We start from the raw sequence: 15,327 nt of genomic DNA, 5'->3' as shown, positions 1-15,327 counted from the left end.
CATGCTTCCTGTTATCAGTCCCGCTGAAACCCTGCAAAAACTTCGGGACGGAAAAATCCGTCTCGTGGACATCCGGGAACCCGATGAAGTAAACGCCGTGCGCGTGCCCGGCGCTGAAGTGGCCCCGCTCTCCGTCATCAAATGGACGCATCTGGCCCCGGCCAGTCCGGACCTGCCCATTGTCTTCACCTGCAATTCCGGCAACCGCACCGCCAAGCAGAGCGATCTGCTGCAAGAGTTGGCCGGTGGACCCGCCTGGCAGATGGAAGGAGGCGTCAGCACCTGGGCCAAGGAAGGCCTGCCGGTGGAACGCGGCCGGCGGAGCATGCCCCTGTTCCGCCAGATTCAGATCGGCGCGGGCGCGCTGGTGCTGCTGGGCCTGGCCGGCGTATTCGTCTGGCCCCCCATGATCTGGCTGTCCGCTTTTGTGGGGGCTGGGCTGGTCTTCGCCGGAGTGACCGGTTTCTGCGGCCTGGGCTTGCTGCTTTCGGCCATGCCCTGGAATAAAAAATAACAAAGCGCTGATTCATGGTTTTTTTGCCTCTTGCCTGGGCCAGGCGAACGCCGTGCGAGACTTCTGTCCGCTCTGACGTACGTTGTTTCGCCCTGTGTTCGTCTTGCTTGGCAAAGGGCAAAAGCACTCATAACTCAGCGCATCCATTGGCTCATGCCGTCCCGCGGAGTGGATGAGGCCGTCCGGGTTTGCGGTCGGCTGGCCCCGAGTCCCACGGGCTACGCCCACCTGGGCAATGCCTGGGCCTTTTTGCTGGCTTGGCTGGCGGCGCGGGCGCGCAAGGGCGTTCTTATTCTGCGGCTGGAAGACATCGACCCCCAGCGTTCCCGGCCGGAATTCGCAACGGCGTTATTGGAAGACCTGCGCTGGCTGGGTCTGGACTGGGATCAGGGGCCGGATGTGGGTGGGCCCGCCGAACCGTATGCGCAGAGCCTGCGCACCGCCGTATACGCGGACGCATTGGCCCGGCTGGAGGCTGCGGGCCTGACGTATCCCTGTTTCTGCACCCGAAAGGAATTGCGTCTGCTGGCCGCCGCCCCGCATGTGGACGACGCGGGCGCGCCGTATCCCGGCATCTGCCGGAACCTGGACGCGAAACAGCGGGAAGCCCTGTTTCGGGCCGGGCGCAAGGCCGCCGTGCGGCTGCGTTGCGCGGAGGAACGCGTCGATTTTGTGGACGTGCTGCTGGGCTCCCAATCCTTTTGTTTGGGGGAATGCGGCGGGGATTTCGCCTTGCGGCGTTCCGACGGCGTGGTGGCCTATCAACTGGCCGTGGCCGTGGACGATGCGCTTATGGGCGTAAACCAGGTGGTGCGCGGACGAGATATTTTGTCTTCCACACCGCGCCAGATCGTTCTTTTGCGGCTTTTGGGGCATGCGGTCCCCTCGTATGCGCATATTCCGCTGCTTCTGGACGGCGAGGGCCAGCGCTTGGCCAAACGCCACCAGAGCCTGTCGCTGCGGGTTTTGCGCGAGCGGGGTGCGGACCCCAGGCGCATTGTGGGCCTGCTGGCCCGGCTGGCCGGGCTTAACCCGCTCGGGCGACCCGTGCGCCCGGCGGAATTGTTGCCTGATTTTGCTCTGGAGCGCCTACCCGGCACAGACCAGCGCGTGACGGATCAGGATTTGCGTCAGCTTGCCTCATAACGCACAGGAAGCTTGAGTTTTCCTCTTGGCGGCGGGCAAAGCATCTCGCGGGTCTTGCTGGTCGAGCATTTTTACCGCCAAGAAGCAATGGTAGTCAGAAACAGCCCCTAGTGGCGCGTATCTCTCAGCAGGAGTGTGTAGAACCGTGGCAACGCTTGATCAGGATTTTCTGGATACTGCTTTTCCGGCCCAGCGGACGGATGATTTTTTTGACGCGCTGTTCGGCGGCGCCGAGGAGGGGGCCTACGACATCCGGCTGGTCTGCCGGAACGTGACGCCCGACCGGGCGCTTCTGGCCTTTGAACTGCGCCGGCGGCCGGGCAAATGCCTGGTCTGTAATCTGACCTACGGCCTGCCCCAGGTTTTTCAGCGCCATCCGGTGCTCAATGTGGCCGGTGTGGCCGAAGCTGTGGCGGTGCGCCTGGGCTGGCCCGAAACCAGCCGCTGGAGCCTGGAACCCACGGAAGAAATCAGCCATGAGCTGCACGCCATCCCGCTGGTGCTGGAACGGGCCTGACGCCCTTCTTGACAGAGCGTTTCTTTTTTGGCAATAGAAGCCGGTCGCCAGCTTAGCTCAGTTGGTAGAGCAGCTGATTCGTAATCAGCAGGTCAAGAGTTCAAGTCTCTTAGCTGGCTCCACAGATTTAAGCCCTTACGGAAATGCCCGTGAGGGCTTTTCATTTTTGGGGCGATTTTGCACCCGTTCCCTTCTCACTTCACCAGCAGACCGGCCAGTTCCTGGGCCCGGATATCCCCTTTTTCCAGCACATGCAGCACCTGTCCCTGATGCAGTACCACCAGGCGTGCGGCCAGCCGTACAGCCTGTTCCGGACTGTGCGAAACCACAATCAGCGGATAGCGCTCCGCCAGCCGCAGCAAAAGATCCTCGATACCGGTGGCGGCGTGTACGTCGAGCGAGGCCGTGGGCTCGTCCAGCAAGAGCACGGCGGGTTCCAGCGCCAGAGCCCTGGCCAGGCAAAGGCGCTGCTGCTGGCCGCCGGACAAACGTTCCGCCGGAATATCCAGCCGGTCGGCCACCTCATCCCACAGGCGCACGTCAACGAGAGCCCGCTGCATACGCCTCTGTATTTCCGGAGCCGGAACGCCCGCCACCACCCGCAGGGGAAGGGCCAGGTTCCGGGCCACGCTGACCGGCAGGACGTTAGGCGTCTGAAAAACCATGCCCACTCGACGGCGGAGTTCGCTCAGGGGGCGGGGACGCGTCCGTTCGCCGCCTTTGCCGGGCGCTTCATAGATGGCCTCCAGGCCGTTTCCCAGGTCCAGTTCCACCCGGCCGGTGGTCCGGCAGCGGGGAAACGTTTCATTCAGGCGGTTCAAGGCCCGCAGCAGGGTCGTCTTGCCCGAGCCCGAACGCCCGGCCAGCACCGTAATCCCGGCGGCCGGGGCGCAAAAAGCCACGTTGTGCAGGACGTGCCGTTTGTTGAAGGAAACGCACAGCGCATGAATGCGCGCGGCAATTTTCATGATTCCCCCCGCCAGCGCCGGTGAAAGCGGCTCTCCAGCAGCCGGGCGCAGGCCAGCAGGCCCGAGGCCAGCATAAGCAGAACCAGGGCCGCGCCAAAGCCCCGGAGCAGTTCCTCCTGGCTTTGGTATTGGGCCGCCGTGTAAAAGATGGAAAAAGGCAGGGCTTCAAACTTGCCCCATAAGCCCGCGGGCAGGCCCGCATTGGCTACGACGCCTGTAAGCATGATGACGGCCGTGTCCTCGGCGGCCCGGCCCAGGGCGAGAATCACGCCGCCCCGGATGCCCGGAACAACGGCGGGAAGCAGAATGTGACGCGCGGCCTGCCGCCTGGTGAAGCCCAGAGCCGTGGCGGTAGTTCTCAGGCTTTGGGGAACGGCCTCCAGGGCTTCACACGTGGCGGCCACCAGTACGGGCAGCACCAGCAATGCCAGGCAGGCGGCGGCCAGAAACAGCGAGGTGTTCGCTTCCGTTTGGAAGACCTTGCGCAGAAAGAGAATCAGCGTAAAGCCGAACAGCCCCATGACTATGGAGGGCGTTCCGGCCAGTACATCCATGGCCAGGCGGATGCGCACGGCCTGACGTTCCGGTGCGAATTCGGCCAGATACAGGCCGCAGCCCACGCCGGGGAAGACTGCCAGCAGTATGGTAAGGGCCACCAGACAGGCCGTACCCGCGCAGGCGGGCCAGAGTCCGTCCCAGACGGCTTGGCGCCCCAGCAGCGCGTCCAGGGCCGGGACATCCCCGAAAAAAAGCCGCGCGCCCAATGTGGGCAGCCCCTTGAAAAGCAGAAAGGCCAGCAAAGCGCCTGTTCCCAGGATGAGAAGCAGGGCGCAGGCGCGCAATGTCCAGCGGAAAAAAGCGCCGGACGGAGCAGGGGAGGGAGCCCGGCGGATCAGCATGACCGCATCTCCTTGCCGCGGCGCGCGCCCGTCTCCAGGCGGCGCAAGGCCAGGCTGACGCCGCCGTTGACCAGCAGGAGAATCAGACCGGCCACAAAAAGGGAATTATACGCCGCGCCGCCCACTTCGTTGGCCGTGACCAAAGCCATGTGCGCGGTAAGCGTGCGCAGGCTTTCGGTCAGGCCGCCGGGAACTTGCGTGGCATTGCCTGCCAGCATAAGCGGAATAAGCGTGTCGCCCACGGCGCGGCCGAAACCCAGAACAGCCGAGGCCGTCAGATTGCGCCGGGCTTTCGGAAGCACAAAAAAGCGCAGCAGGTCCAGGCGGGAAAAGCCCAGCGCCTGCCCCCAGGGGCAAAGCCGTTCCAGGCGGGGGCCGAGCCCGGCTTCCAGCACCAGAATCATGGTGGGAAGAACCAGAAAGGTGAGCATGATTCCGGCGGAGAGCAGGCACATGCCCGTACCGCCCAAAGCCGTGCGCACCAAGGGCGTCAGCAGGAACACGGCCGCAAAGCCGTAGACCACGGTGGGAATGGTGGTCATAAAGCGGATCAGCGCGCTTGTCAGCTTGACCAGGGGGCGCGCGGCACGGGCTTCCTCGGTGAGCAGCCAGCAGCACAAGCCCAGTGCCAGGGGCCAGCCGATGATCAGGGCAAAGCCCGCCAGAGCCAGAGATCCCAGACACATGGGCAAAATGCCGAAATGCCCCTGATAGGGCTGCCAGACCCAGCCCAGGGGGCTTCCCGGTCCCGGCTGGATTAATGCGGGCAGGGCCGCCGCCAGAATCATGACGAAGAGCAAAGACATTGCGCCGACAGTCAGCAGCGCGGCCAGCCGCGTGCCCAGGCCCGCCCGGTCGCCCGGTTCGCCCCGATATGCGCCCGGCCCGGCGGCTGGGAAGGTCAACTCTTCTTCCGCCGCCGGGCCGTCAGTGTCCTTATTTTTTCTCATAAGGAATATAACCGGCCCCGGACACGATCTCTTTGCCCGCGGGCGAGTAGATATAGTCCACAAAGGCTTTGGCCAGCCCCTCGGGCTCGCCCTTGGTATTCATATACAGCAGCCGGGTCACGGTATAGGTGCCCTTGGCGGCGTTTTCCTGGGAAGGCTTCATGCCGTCCACGTCCAGGCCTTTGATGCTCGGGTCCAGATGGCCGATGCCCACATAGCCCACGGCGTTGGGATCCTGGGCAATGGCGGTTTTCATGGCCCCGTTGGAATTGACCACATTGGCTCCGGCAGAGGTACTTCCCTTGTCCAGAGCGCGTTCTTCGAAGGTTTCGCGGGTTCCGCTGCCGTCCTCGCGCACGTAAAGCGAAATGGGCGCATCAGCCCCGCCCACGACTTTCCAGTTGGTGATTTTACCGGCAAAAATATCTTTGAGTTGGGCTTTGCTCAGGCCGGAAACCGGATTTTCGGGATTGACGGCCACCGCCACGCCATCGATGGCAAAGGGAAAGCTGACCAGCCCGTATTTCTTGATTTCGGACTCCTTGAGCGCCCGGCCCGTGTTGCCGATCTGGGCCAGACCTTCGCCGGCCTTCCGTACGCCGACGCCTGAACCGCCTCCGGCCACAGTGATGCGGATGTTCGGATTGGCCGCCATGATCTGTTTGGCGGCGCCTTTCATCACCGGGATATGGGCGGTGCCTCCCGCGATGTCGAGGTTGCCTTTCAGACCGTTGAAGGCGTCCAGAGGGCCGGCGGCCAGAGCCGGGGAAGCGCAGAAAGCCAGGCAGGCCAGCGCCATGAGACAACGATGCATGAGATTCTCCTGTTTTGCCGTGTGAGCGACACGATCCGGAGCTGTGTCCGAACTAGGCCATTGCCGCAAGTGCGGCGCCACTGAGCCGTTGCAGGAGGGAGAAGGAACCGCGTCATGCCTGATGCGGCCACGAAAGAAAAGAAAGCCCGGCCGCTAAGGGATGAAGGGAGACATCCAGCCCCACCCAACGGCCGGTCAGGTGGCGCCGGTACGCGCACGCATGCCCTGTGCGTCCTTCAGAATCCTGAGACGCTGGCATTTCAGCGAGATTTCGCGTGAATATTTCCGGCATGCAAGCATTAAATCTCTGTACGCAGACCTGGACCGGGAGTCAAGGCATGCGGGAAAGCGGACATTGTAGTTTCCCGGAGCTGGCGCAGGTCATTCCTCCGCGTTAAAGGGGCGTTCGAAGTCGTCCACGTCAAAGCGGCAATCCCTGAAATAACAGTAGCGGTCGGCCTCGGTGACAAACCGCAGCACGCGGCAGGGATTGCCGGCGGCCAGGGTATTGTCCGGAATGTCCCTGGTCACCACGCTGCCGGAGCCGATCACCACATTGTCCCCCACGCGCACGCCGGGATTGATCACCGTATTGCCCCCGATCCAGACATTGTCGCCGATGGCGACGGGCCTGCCGTATTCATAACCCGAGTTCCGGGATACGGGATGCAGGGGGTGCCCGGCCGTATAAATAGCCACATTGGGCGCGATCATGGCATAGCGGCCGATGCTGACCCTGGCCACGTCCAGCACCGTGAAGTTGTAATTGGCGAAAAAGTTTTCGCCCACAACGATATTATAGCCGTAATCGCAGTAAAACGGCCCCTCGATGCGCAGATGTCTGCCGCACGCGCCGAGAATCTCGCGGAGCAGCGCGTCCCGTTCGCCTTCCCGGTCGGGCGGCAGATGATTGTAGCGAAAAATTTTTTCCCGGCAGGCCCGGCGTTCTTCGCTCAGCCCGTCCAGCCATGCCTTGTAGGGCAGACCCGCCAGCATGCGTTCCTTGTGGTTCATGAGTTGTTCTCCTGTGTCTCGCGCGGGGAGCGGAGTTCAAAAAAACGGCAGGCTTGCGGCCTGCCGTTTTTTTGAACTGATGAAAAGCTTATCCGGCTCAGATGAAGAATATCCAGGTCAGCAGGGCGAACAGCGGGATCAGAATGCCCACGGACCAGGCCATGTAGCCGAAGAAGCTGGGCATGCGCACGCCCTGGTTTTCGGCGATGGAGCGGACCATGAAGTTGGGCGCGTTGCCGATATAGGTATTGGCGCCCATGAACACCGCGCCCGCCGAGATGGCGATCAGGGTGTTGGCCATGTCGTTCATCAGGTGAACGGCATCGCCGCCGGCGGTGTTGAAGAAGACCAGGTAGGTGGGCGCATTGTCCAGGAAGCTCGACAGCGCGCCGGTGAGCCAGAAATACATGGCGTTGACCGGCTGGCCGTCCGGGGTGGAAACCATCTGGATCAGGGAGGACAAGGCGCCGTCTGTACCGGCGCGCAGAATGGCGATGGCCGGGATCATGCTCAGGAAGATGCCGAAGAAGAGCTTGGCCACTTCCTCAATGGGCGCCCAGGAAAAGCCGTTAAGCTCGCGGCAGCGGCGGCTGGTGAACTTCCAGGAAAGACCGGCCAGGCAGAGCAGCACGATGTCGCGCAGCAGGTTCTGGCCTTCCACGGGCACGCCGAAGACTTCGATCCAGGTGCCCAGCGGCAGCATGCCCGAGGCCAGCACCGCCAGCACCACGCCCAGCAGGAAGAGCAGGTTGATCTTGCCGTCCAGGCCGAGTTTTTCTTCCGCGGCATTGGGGTCATGCGGGGGAGTGGGGCGGCCTTCCTTGTTGAAAAGCACCGTGTCCAGCACAAAGAAGATTGCCAGCAGGGCCACGGAGAGGCAGAGGGTCTTCAGGAAAAGGTGGGTGGTGGTCCAGAAAAAGCTGACGCCCTTGAGGAAGCCCAGGAAGAGCGGCGGGTCGCCCAACGGGGTCAGGGAGCCGCCGATATTGGCTACCAGGAAGATGAAAAAGACCACGGAATGGACCCGGTATTTGCGGTGGGCGTTGGCGCGCAGCAGGGGGCGGATCAGCAGCATGGCCGCGCCGGTGGTGCCCATCCAGCTTGCCAGGACGGTGCCCACGGCCAGCAGGAGAGTGTTCACCACGGGCGTGCCCACCAGGGAGCCTTTGAGACGCACGCCGCCGGCCACGGTGAACAGCGCGAACAACAGGACGATGAAGGGGATGTAGTCCAGCAGAATGATATGCAGAAATTCGTACAAAGCCACATTGAAGCCGTAAACGAGGAGGCAGGGCACCAGAAAGGCCAGACCCCAGAATACGGCGATTTTGCCGAAATGGTGTTCCCAGAAGTGCGGCAGGGCCAGCGGCATGATGGCGATGGAAAGCAACATGCAGGCGAAGGGAATGACCCAGACGGCCGAGAGCTCGGATCCGGGAATGGTGGGATGTCCCGCGGCGGCCAGGGCCGCGCCGGGCAGAACCAGGGCCGAGAACAGGGCCGTAACCAGGGTCAGGGACAAAGGCCAGAGTTTTGACATTGGGCACTCCTGAATGGAAAATGTCACGGCCCCGGGCCGCGAAAAAACAGATATTTTCCGTTTTTTTAGGCTAAATCCACACCCTTGGCAATGCGCTTGCCTGAAAAAGTTTTTTCTGACACACCTTTCACAAGCATTTGCATCGCTGCCGCCATGTCATTCGCAGCGTACGGGGCGTCAGCCACGGGGCGCGCCGCCAGCGGCGGTAAAGCAAGAGCCGTATTTTTTTCGCTGCGCGCAGGCCTGTTGCAGAAGTACACATGAGTAAGGAAGTCATCAGCATGCCCAAGGAACCCACTCCCAGGCGCAGGGCGCGCCTGCTTGAAGTGCTGCGTCACCGCCAGAACGATCTGACCCTGGTGCTGGCCAACATCCACGATCCGCACAATGTTTCGGCCATTTACCGCTCCTGCGACGCCTTCGGCCTGTCCAGAGTGCATCTGTACTATACGAATACCCCGTTTCCGACGCTGGGCCGCAAAACCTCGGCCTCGGCCCGCAAGTGGGTGGAAAGCGAGCGCCACAAGAACAGCGCGGATCTGATGCGCACTCTGCGCGGCCAGGGTTTTCAGGTGCTGGCGACCTCCTGCTCGGAAACGGCCCGGCCTTTGCGGACCTGGGATTTCATCCGTCCCACGGCGGTGATTATGGGCAATGAGCACAGCGGCGTGGAGGAGGAACTGCTCTCCCTGGCCGACGGCCAGCTTTACATCCCCATGTACGGCATGATCCAGAGCTTCAACGTCTCCGTGGCCGCGGCCATTATCCTGGCCGAAGCCGCGCGCCAGCGCGAGGGCGCCGGAATGTACGACTCCTCTCGTCTGAGCGAGACCGCGCTGGAAGCCAAGCTGGAGGAATGGCTGAAGAAGTAGAGCGTTGCCGCATGCCTGGAAGGGATTTGCGGCGGCCTGCTTTTCCTGAACAAGCTGAGCGCCGCGCCGCTCAGAAACAACTCCTGGTCCCGGATCAGGGACGTTCCCCGCTCTGTTCCTTGCGCGGGGTCACCTGCTTCTCAAAGGCCTTGCCGTTCCACTGAAAGCTGACGTCGTTGGCCAGGGGCACATGGGCCATGCCCGAGCTGTTCCAGAAGACGGGCTCGGCCTTGAGACCGCCCAGACCCAAGCAGATCAGCACCGTGGGATTGATGTCCGGCGGCAGCTTCTGGTCCTGGCCCAGAAAATCCCTGATGTCCGGTTCCGGCGGGGTGTCGATGGGCACCATGCGGCCCGAGGCGTCCACCCGCCATAATTCCATGGTGCAGATGGGACCGCCCAGGGTGCCGATGGCCGCCTCCACCGAGCCGTCCGCCGTATTGCGGAAAAGCCGCAGGGCCACGGCGCTGTCCCGGAAGGGAAGGGCCGCGAAAACAATGACGTCCTCGGTTTCTCCGGCGACTTCCCAGAATTCCGTATGGCCTTCGGCCAGCAGTTGCTGCTTTTCCGCGTCGGAAAGGCCTTCAGCCGTATTTTCAAAGATGCTGGCGGGCAGCAGGGTGAAAATGCCTCTGGCCGTCATGCCGTTGTCCTCCGCATGAACCGTGGCGGGCAGCACCACGGCAAGCAGGGCCAGCAGCGCGCATATCCGTATATATTGATGCATGTCTATCCCCCTCCCGGCCGGGCCGGGCGGCCTGTTTCAGGTCCGTAAAAATTTTTTTACCGATTTTACGTCCGCTTGTCCATGCGTTCGTCGGGTCCGGGGTCATATCTTTATATCCACGCACGAGTATAGATAAATTCTTCGGCAAAACGTCCGTAAAGAAAAGAGGCGGGTTATGCATAACCGCGTCCGGCAATTCCGGCAGAGCGCTGTGAGCGGCCGGGGATTTGTCGCGTGGCGGAAATATTTTGATTTGATGTATATGATCGCTGTTGTGCATAACGTCATGGTGTTTGCCGGATAAAAATTGATAAATCCTGCCTGGAAGAAGAATGCGTACATTAATAGTCATTGTAATATGTTAGATGTCTGGACGGATCTGCGGGTTGCGCTTGATTTTTTTAATGATTCTATGTAAGGCTGAAAACATATAAATATTTTATTTCTTTCTGGTGGGGAAATCATGTTGAAAAACATCAGTGTCCGCGCCAAGCTTTTTGTCCTGCTCATTCTGCCCGTGGCCGCGCTGATTGCCCTGGCCGCCGGAAATGCTCTGGAAAAATACCAAACCATGCGCGCCATGGACATGGCCGTAAGCGTGGTGGACCTTTCCTCGGCCGGCAGCGCCCTGATCCATGAACTCCAGAAAGAACGCGGTTTGTCCGCCGGTTTTGTGGCCCGGCGGGGAGCCTACGCCGAGGAATTGCCGGGCCAGCGCAAGCAGACCGAGGCGGCCCGGCAGGCCATGGTCGAAAAAACGGCTGTTTTCAGCGCGGCCAATCCCACGGCCTCGGTGAATGCGCAATTCGCACCGCTGGCGGAAAAACTTGAAGCCCTGAAAGACCTGCGTTCGCGCATCGACAATTATAATATCGCCCCGTCCGAGGCCATTGCCGTGTACTCGGACCTCATCGCCCATATGGAGGACATTCTCCGGGGCGTGCTGGACCAGTGTCTGGATGCCGGACTGTATGCGCGGGCGGTGAATTTTCTCAATCTCATCTCTGCCAAGGAATTCGCCGGGCAGGAGCGGGCCACGCTGAATGTGGCGCTGTCGTCCCGGCGTTTCAACAAACTCCTGTACCGCAACTGGATCGAACATGTTGCCTTGCAGCGGGCCTATCTTCAGGATTTTCTGGAGCGGGACGAAGCACTGGCGCGGGTCTACGAGCAAAAGGCGCCGTCTTTGCTGGAGAAGGTGGAAATCTTCCGCCGGGAAGCCTTCGAGAGCCAGGACGAACCTCGGCTCAACGGCGATGCCAGGGCCTGGTTCGCGGCCTCCACGGCCTATATCGACGCCCTCTACGAGGTGGAGGCCGCCGCCGCGCGGAACCTGGAGCGAACGGCGGACGCGCTGAGCGATACGGCCCGGCAAACCCTGTATATTTCGCTGGGCGTGACCTTGGCGGTGATCCTGTGCACGCTGCTGCTGGCCCGCAGCCTGGTCGGCAACGTCACCAGGCCGTTGCGGCGCTCCGTGGCCTTTGCTCAGAAAGTGGCCGCCGGAGAGCTGGACGCTGAATTGCGGATGGTCCGCAAGGACGAGTTCGGCGTGCTCGGCAGAGCGCTGCAGGCCATGGTCGTCTCCATCCGGGAAACCCTGGCAAAAGCCGACGCGGCGGCGGAATCCGCGCGGCGCGAGGCCGAACGGGCCCAGACCTCGACGACGGCGGCCGAGGACGCCCGCGCCCTGGCCGAGCGCCGCCAGAACGGCATGGCCCTGGCGGCGGAACGTATCGCCTCGGCTGTGGCGGCCATGTCCGCCGCCACCCGGAGCATCTCCAGCCAGATCGAGCAGTCCGACAAGGGAGCCAAGGAACAGTCCGCGCGACTGGGCGAGGTAGCCGCGGCCATGGAGGAAATGAGCGCCACGGTGCACGGGGTGGCCCAAAACAGCTCGGCCGCCGCCGAAACCGCGGAGGTTGCCGGAAAGCAGGCCCAACAGGGTTCGGCCAGCGTGGCGGAAGTGGCCGAAAACATCACCGGGGTGCTGCGGCACACCGAAGAGCTCAAGGAATCCATGACCCGCCTGGGCCTGCGCGTGCGGGACATCGACAAGGTGCTTAACGTGATTACGGACATCGCGGACCAGACCAACCTGCTGGCGCTCAACGCGGCCATTGAGGCCGCGCGCGCGGGCGAGGCCGGGCGCGGTTTCGCCGTGGTGGCCGACGAAGTGCGCAAGCTGGCCGAAAAGACCATGGCCGCCACCAAGGAAGTGGCCGAGGTGCTCTCCGGCATTCAGCGGGACGCGGCCCATAATATCGCCACCGTGGACCAGACCGTGGACGGCATGAGCCGGACCACGGATTTGACCCGTCAGTCCGACGAAGTCCTGCGCGAGATCGTGGCCTTGTCGGACAAGACCAGCGAACAGATCCGTTCCATTGCCGCCGCCTCCGAGCAGCAGGCCGCGGGCAGCGAAACCATCAGCAGAAGCGTGGAGGGGGTCAATCGCATTGCTGTGGAAAATATGGCGGGCATGGACCATTCCGCCAAAGCCGTCAGGGATCTGCTGGAACAGACGCGCCTGCTGGAGAATCTTGTGCGGGATCTCCAGGACGAGGAGCATCGCTGATCCCGTGACGCTCCCGCTTCGGCAACGATTCCGGCCGCCTGTCAGGGTTTGCGGCATGTGTCGCTTGACGCGGCACTGATTCTGTTTTGAGCACGGTAATCTGTTTCTGAAGTCCGTCTTCACGTGCCGCGCCCCGGCGTTCTTCACCGCCGTCCCGGTATGGCGGGGACTTCACAGCTCCGCGCCGTCATCCTCTATGCATGGGGGAAATGCATATGCGCCTTTGCCTACTGTGTTTCGCTGCCGCCGTCTGCATGCTGACGCTTGTTCCGGCCCGCGCGGGGTCCGTCGACGTGCCGGCCGGTCCTTACGTGGGTTCACAAAAATGCGCCGAGTGCCATGCCGAGGAGTATGAGACCTTCCGGAAATATTCCAAGAAGGCCGGCACATGGCGGCATATCAGCGCCATGGCTCCCAAACTGACGGCGGAAGAACTGCGGGGCTGCTACGCCTGCCACAGCACAGGCTACGGCAAGGGCGGCTTTGTGGACTATCAGTCCACGCCGCATCTTGCGGATGTTGGCTGTGAAACCTGCCACGGTCCGGGAGCGGCGCATGCCGAAAGCGGTGACCCCGCCGCCATCCGGCGCACGCCGCGCCATGAGGATTGCCTCGCCTGTCACAATGAAAGCCGCGTCAAAGCCTTCAACTTCAAGCCGCTGATCCATAGCGGAGCACATTAGGAGAACAGCATGCCTTTCTCCACCCGCAATATGCCGCTGGTCCGCAAATGCGCCTTGCTGGTCGTGCTCACGGCTGTGGCCGTCTTCGGCTGCCTGATCGTCTTCAACAGTATCCAGAACCGCAACGTCACCCTGAGCGGCCTGGAAGCCTCCACCCGTCTGGACGCCGAACTGCTGGCAAGGCTTGTGGAAGCGCCCATGAAGCGGGGCAATGACGCGGAAACCCGCGAGGTCGTGCGCCTTCTGGCGGATAACTACAAGAACGTGTCCGTCTATCTGGCGGGCTTCAACGGCGAGATCACCTATGCCTCGGACGCTTCGGCCGTGCGCGCGCCGTTGCGGGAACGCCTGCGGACGCCGGAAGCGCGGCAACTGGCCGCCGACACCCTGCGTGCGCCCCTGAAGGTCGGCCGTCTGGTGGAAGGGGACGGCGTCAGTCGCTTCCTGATGGTTTCCAGCATTCCCAACGGCAAGGATTGCCATCACTGCCACGGCGCGTCCAAAGCCATTCTGGGCACGCTGGTGGTGTCCAAGGATGTCACCCCGACCATCAACGACCTGAAATCGCGTACGCTCAGCAACATCGCCTTGTCCCTGGCGGGCATGTGTCTGCTCATCGCCGCGCTGCTGCTTTTTCTGCGCCGCACCGTGGTCCGGCCCGTGGCGGAACTGGCCGCGGCTTCCGGCAAGGTGGCCGGAGGCGATTTCGATGCGCCCTTCCCCGTGCCCAACTGTCTTGAACTGCGCAGCCTGCGAGACAGTCTGGCCGCCATGGTCGCCCACCTCAAAACCGAACTGGGCTTTTCCCAGGGGCTCCTCCGGGGTATGGGGCTGCCCTGCGTAATTACGGATACCGATGACCGCATCTCCTTCATGAACCAGCGGGCTGTGGACATCTACAGCCTCAAGGGGCGGCCCGGGGACTACAAGGGACGGCTGCGCGGCGAGGCCTTTTTCAATGATCCCGACAGAATGACCAATACCAAAAAGGTGCTTCTGAACAATGCCGACATTGAGGACGAGCCCTATGCCTTCACTGTGGGGGGCCGGACGCGCCATGTGCTGGTCAACGCCGCACGCCTGCTGGATGTGGACGGCAAGCTGCTGGGCGCCTTCACCCTGATGACCGACGTCACCGAGTCCGTGCGGCAGCGCGAGATCATCCGCGTGCAGAACGAACGCATCGCGCGGGCCGCCCAGGCCGCGGGCGTGGTTTCCGGCAGACTGGCCGACGCGGCCGCCCGGCTTTCCGAGCAGATCGACGCCACCAGCCGGATGGCCCAGGAGCAGGACGCGGCATCCGCCCGTTCCGCCGGGGCCATGCGCGCCGTGGCCGAGGAGGCCGGGCGTGTCTCGGCTTCGGCCGGGGATACGGTCCGCACCGCCGAAAGCACCCGGCAGGAGGCTGATGAGGGCGTGCGCATTGTGGAGGGCGTCACCGGCGGCATCAACCGGGCCGCGCAGGAAACTTCGGTCCTGGCTGAAAATATGCGCGAGCTGGGGAGGAAGGCCGAAAGCATTTCGCAGGTCATCACGCTTATTGAGGAAGTGGCGGACCAGACCAATCTGCTGGCGCTCAACGCGGCCATAGAGGCTGCGCGCGCGGGCGAGGCCGGGCGCGGTTTCGCCGTGGTGGCCGACGAGGTGCGCAAACTGGCCGAAAAGACCATGCAGGCCACCGGACAAGTCACCCGGGCCGTGGAGGAAATCCAGCAGAGCGTCAGCGGAAACGGCAAGACCACGGAGCGGATGGTGAATGTCATGGACGAGTCCAGCCGCCGGGCCGGGCAGTCCGGAGAGGCGTTGGAGCGCATCCGGCAGATGGCCACGCGCACGGCCGAAGGCATGGGGGCCATTGCCGCGGCCGCCGACGGCCAGTGCGAAACCAGCCGCGAGGTTTCGGAGACGGTGGACAGAATCAACGCGCTCTCGGATGACACCGCGCGCAACATGAGCGCCTCGGCTGAGGCCGTGGCCGAGCTGAGCCGTCTGGCGCATGAACTGGACGCCATTATCGAGAGTATGCGCGAGGCCGAAGAGGAAGGGGCGGCGCGCGCCGGAAAATCACGCCTTGCCAAGAGCTCCGGAGCTGCTTAGATAACACT

The 15,327-nt window shown here is 62.8% G+C and carries 14 protein-coding genes and 1 tRNA gene; 8 read left to right on the top strand and 7 right to left on the bottom strand.

Annotation, left to right across the window (positions count from 1 at the left end):
• Nucleotide 1: 1 nt before the first annotated feature.
• From KH208_RS05280 to KH208_RS05265, 4 genes are all read left to right on the top strand, one after another.
• The gene (locus tag KH208_RS05280; RefSeq protein WP_291434462.1) at nt 2-514 is read left to right on the top strand and encodes a rhodanese family protein; all 513 of its coding nucleotides are present in this window, start codon (nt 2-4) and stop codon (nt 512-514) included.
• 153 nt (nt 515-667) lie between these two features.
• Nucleotides 668-1,660, top strand: a complete 993-nt coding sequence (gene gluQRS / locus KH208_RS05275; protein ID WP_291434461.1) for a tRNA glutamyl-Q(34) synthetase GluQRS — start codon at nt 668-670, stop codon at nt 1,658-1,660.
• A gap of 145 nt (nt 1,661-1,805) precedes the next feature.
• Nucleotides 1,806-2,177 carry a hypothetical protein gene (locus KH208_RS05270; protein WP_291434460.1) on the top strand — a complete coding sequence of 124 codons (372 nt, stop codon included), beginning with the start codon at nt 1,806-1,808 and terminating at the stop codon, nt 2,175-2,177.
• Between the two features lie 46 nt (nt 2,178-2,223).
• Nucleotides 2,224-2,299, top strand: a tRNA-Thr gene (locus KH208_RS05265).
• 72 nt (nt 2,300-2,371) lie between these two features.
• Here KH208_RS05265 and KH208_RS05260 read toward each other — a convergent pair.
• The 6 genes from KH208_RS05260 to KH208_RS05235 all read right to left on the bottom strand — a co-directional run bounded on the left by KH208_RS05260 (nt 2,372) and on the right by KH208_RS05235 (nt 8,362).
• Nucleotides 2,372-3,145: a phosphate ABC transporter ATP-binding protein gene (locus KH208_RS05260; RefSeq protein WP_291434459.1), complete on the bottom strand. Its 774-nt coding sequence runs from the start codon at nt 3,143-3,145 to the stop codon at nt 2,372-2,374.
• On the bottom strand, nt 3,142-4,044 hold the full coding sequence (locus tag KH208_RS05255; protein WP_291434458.1) for a PstA family ABC transporter permease: 903 nt from the start codon (nt 4,042-4,044) through the stop codon (nt 3,142-3,144). The genes KH208_RS05260 and KH208_RS05255 overlap by 4 nt, the downstream gene beginning before the upstream one ends.
• Nucleotides 4,038-4,994 carry a PstC family ABC transporter permease gene (locus tag KH208_RS05250; protein WP_291434457.1) on the bottom strand — a complete coding sequence of 319 codons (957 nt, stop codon included), beginning with the start codon at nt 4,992-4,994 and terminating at the stop codon, nt 4,038-4,040. The genes KH208_RS05255 and KH208_RS05250 overlap by 7 nt, the downstream gene beginning before the upstream one ends.
• Nucleotides 4,981-5,808 carry a phosphate ABC transporter substrate-binding protein gene (locus KH208_RS05245; RefSeq protein ID WP_291434456.1) on the bottom strand — a complete coding sequence of 276 codons (828 nt, stop codon included), beginning with the start codon at nt 5,806-5,808 and terminating at the stop codon, nt 4,981-4,983. The genes KH208_RS05250 and KH208_RS05245 overlap by 14 nt, the downstream gene beginning before the upstream one ends.
• A 381-nt stretch (nt 5,809-6,189) precedes the next feature.
• Nucleotides 6,190-6,822, bottom strand: a complete 633-nt coding sequence (locus KH208_RS05240; protein ID WP_291434455.1) for a sugar O-acetyltransferase — start codon at nt 6,820-6,822, stop codon at nt 6,190-6,192.
• A 97-nt stretch (nt 6,823-6,919) separates the two neighbouring features.
• The gene (locus KH208_RS05235; protein WP_291434454.1) at nt 6,920-8,362 is read right to left on the bottom strand and encodes a sodium:proton antiporter; all 1,443 of its coding nucleotides are present in this window, start codon (nt 8,360-8,362) and stop codon (nt 6,920-6,922) included.
• A 281-nt stretch (nt 8,363-8,643) separates the two neighbouring features.
• On the opposite strand from KH208_RS05235, the gene KH208_RS05230 reads away from it, so the two are divergent.
• Nucleotides 8,644-9,234 (top strand): TrmH family RNA methyltransferase, encoded by a 591-nt coding sequence (locus tag KH208_RS05230; protein ID WP_291434504.1) that lies wholly within the window; start codon nt 8,644-8,646, stop codon nt 9,232-9,234.
• A gap of 94 nt (nt 9,235-9,328) precedes the next feature.
• Here KH208_RS05230 and KH208_RS05225 read toward each other — a convergent pair whose 3' ends face one another.
• Complete coding sequence (locus KH208_RS05225) at nt 9,329-9,961, bottom strand: hypothetical protein (RefSeq protein WP_291434453.1); 633 nt, start codon at nt 9,959-9,961, stop codon at nt 9,329-9,331.
• Between the two features lie 463 nt (nt 9,962-10,424).
• Here KH208_RS05225 and KH208_RS05220 point away from each other — a divergent pair, with 463 nt between their 5' ends.
• The 3 genes from KH208_RS05220 (at nt 10,425) to KH208_RS05210 (ending at nt 15,319) form a co-directional block, all read left to right on the top strand.
• The gene (locus KH208_RS05220; protein WP_291434452.1) at nt 10,425-12,539 is read left to right on the top strand and encodes a nitrate- and nitrite sensing domain-containing protein; all 2,115 of its coding nucleotides are present in this window, start codon (nt 10,425-10,427) and stop codon (nt 12,537-12,539) included.
• 215 nt (nt 12,540-12,754) lie between these two features.
• Complete coding sequence (locus KH208_RS05215; protein WP_291434451.1) at nt 12,755-13,222, top strand: cytochrome c family protein; 468 nt, start codon at nt 12,755-12,757, stop codon at nt 13,220-13,222.
• A gap of 9 nt (nt 13,223-13,231) precedes the next feature.
• Entirely contained in the window at nt 13,232-15,319 is a 2,088-nt protein-coding gene (locus tag KH208_RS05210; RefSeq protein ID WP_291434450.1) for a methyl-accepting chemotaxis protein, read from the top strand.
• Nucleotides 15,320-15,327 lie beyond the last annotated feature (8 nt).

The sequence above is a fragment of the Desulfovibrio sp. genome (assembly GCF_018379785.1).
In the GTDB taxonomy this organism is placed as follows: domain Bacteria; phylum Desulfobacterota; class Desulfovibrionia; order Desulfovibrionales; family Desulfovibrionaceae; genus Desulfovibrio.
Note: the sequence above shows the minus strand (reverse complement) of the source record. Positions and strands in the feature narration are given on the sequence as shown.

Excerpts from the sequence above, each read along its gene's own strand:
- KH208_RS05280 (WP_291434462.1), top strand. The coding sequence starts at position 2 with ATGCTTCCTGTTATCAGTCCCGCTGAAACCCTGCAAAAACTTCGGGAC.
- gluQRS (WP_291434461.1), top strand. The coding sequence starts at position 668 with ATGCCGTCCCGCGGAGTGGATGAGGCCGTCCGGGTTTGCGGTCGGCTG.
- KH208_RS05260 (WP_291434459.1), bottom strand. The coding sequence starts at position 3,145 with ATGAAAATTGCCGCGCGCATTCATGCGCTGTGCGTTTCCTTCAACAAA.
- KH208_RS05255 (WP_291434458.1), bottom strand. The coding sequence starts at position 4,044 with ATGCTGATCCGCCGGGCTCCCTCCCCTGCTCCGTCCGGCGCTTTTTTC.
- KH208_RS05250 (WP_291434457.1), bottom strand. The coding sequence starts at position 4,994 with ATGAGAAAAAATAAGGACACTGACGGCCCGGCGGCGGAAGAAGAGTTG.
- KH208_RS05245 (WP_291434456.1), bottom strand. The coding sequence starts at position 5,808 with ATGCATCGTTGTCTCATGGCGCTGGCCTGCCTGGCTTTCTGCGCTTCC.
- KH208_RS05240 (WP_291434455.1), bottom strand. The coding sequence starts at position 6,822 with ATGAACCACAAGGAACGCATGCTGGCGGGTCTGCCCTACAAGGCATGG.
- KH208_RS05235 (WP_291434454.1), bottom strand. The coding sequence starts at position 8,362 with ATGTCAAAACTCTGGCCTTTGTCCCTGACCCTGGTTACGGCCCTGTTC.
- KH208_RS05230 (WP_291434504.1), top strand. The coding sequence starts at position 8,644 with ATGCCCAAGGAACCCACTCCCAGGCGCAGGGCGCGCCTGCTTGAAGTG.
- KH208_RS05225 (WP_291434453.1), bottom strand. The coding sequence starts at position 9,961 with ATGCATCAATATATACGGATATGCGCGCTGCTGGCCCTGCTTGCCGTG.
- KH208_RS05220 (WP_291434452.1), top strand. The coding sequence starts at position 10,425 with ATGTTGAAAAACATCAGTGTCCGCGCCAAGCTTTTTGTCCTGCTCATT.
- KH208_RS05215 (WP_291434451.1), top strand. The coding sequence starts at position 12,755 with ATGCGCCTTTGCCTACTGTGTTTCGCTGCCGCCGTCTGCATGCTGACG.
- KH208_RS05210 (WP_291434450.1), top strand. The coding sequence starts at position 13,232 with ATGCCTTTCTCCACCCGCAATATGCCGCTGGTCCGCAAATGCGCCTTG.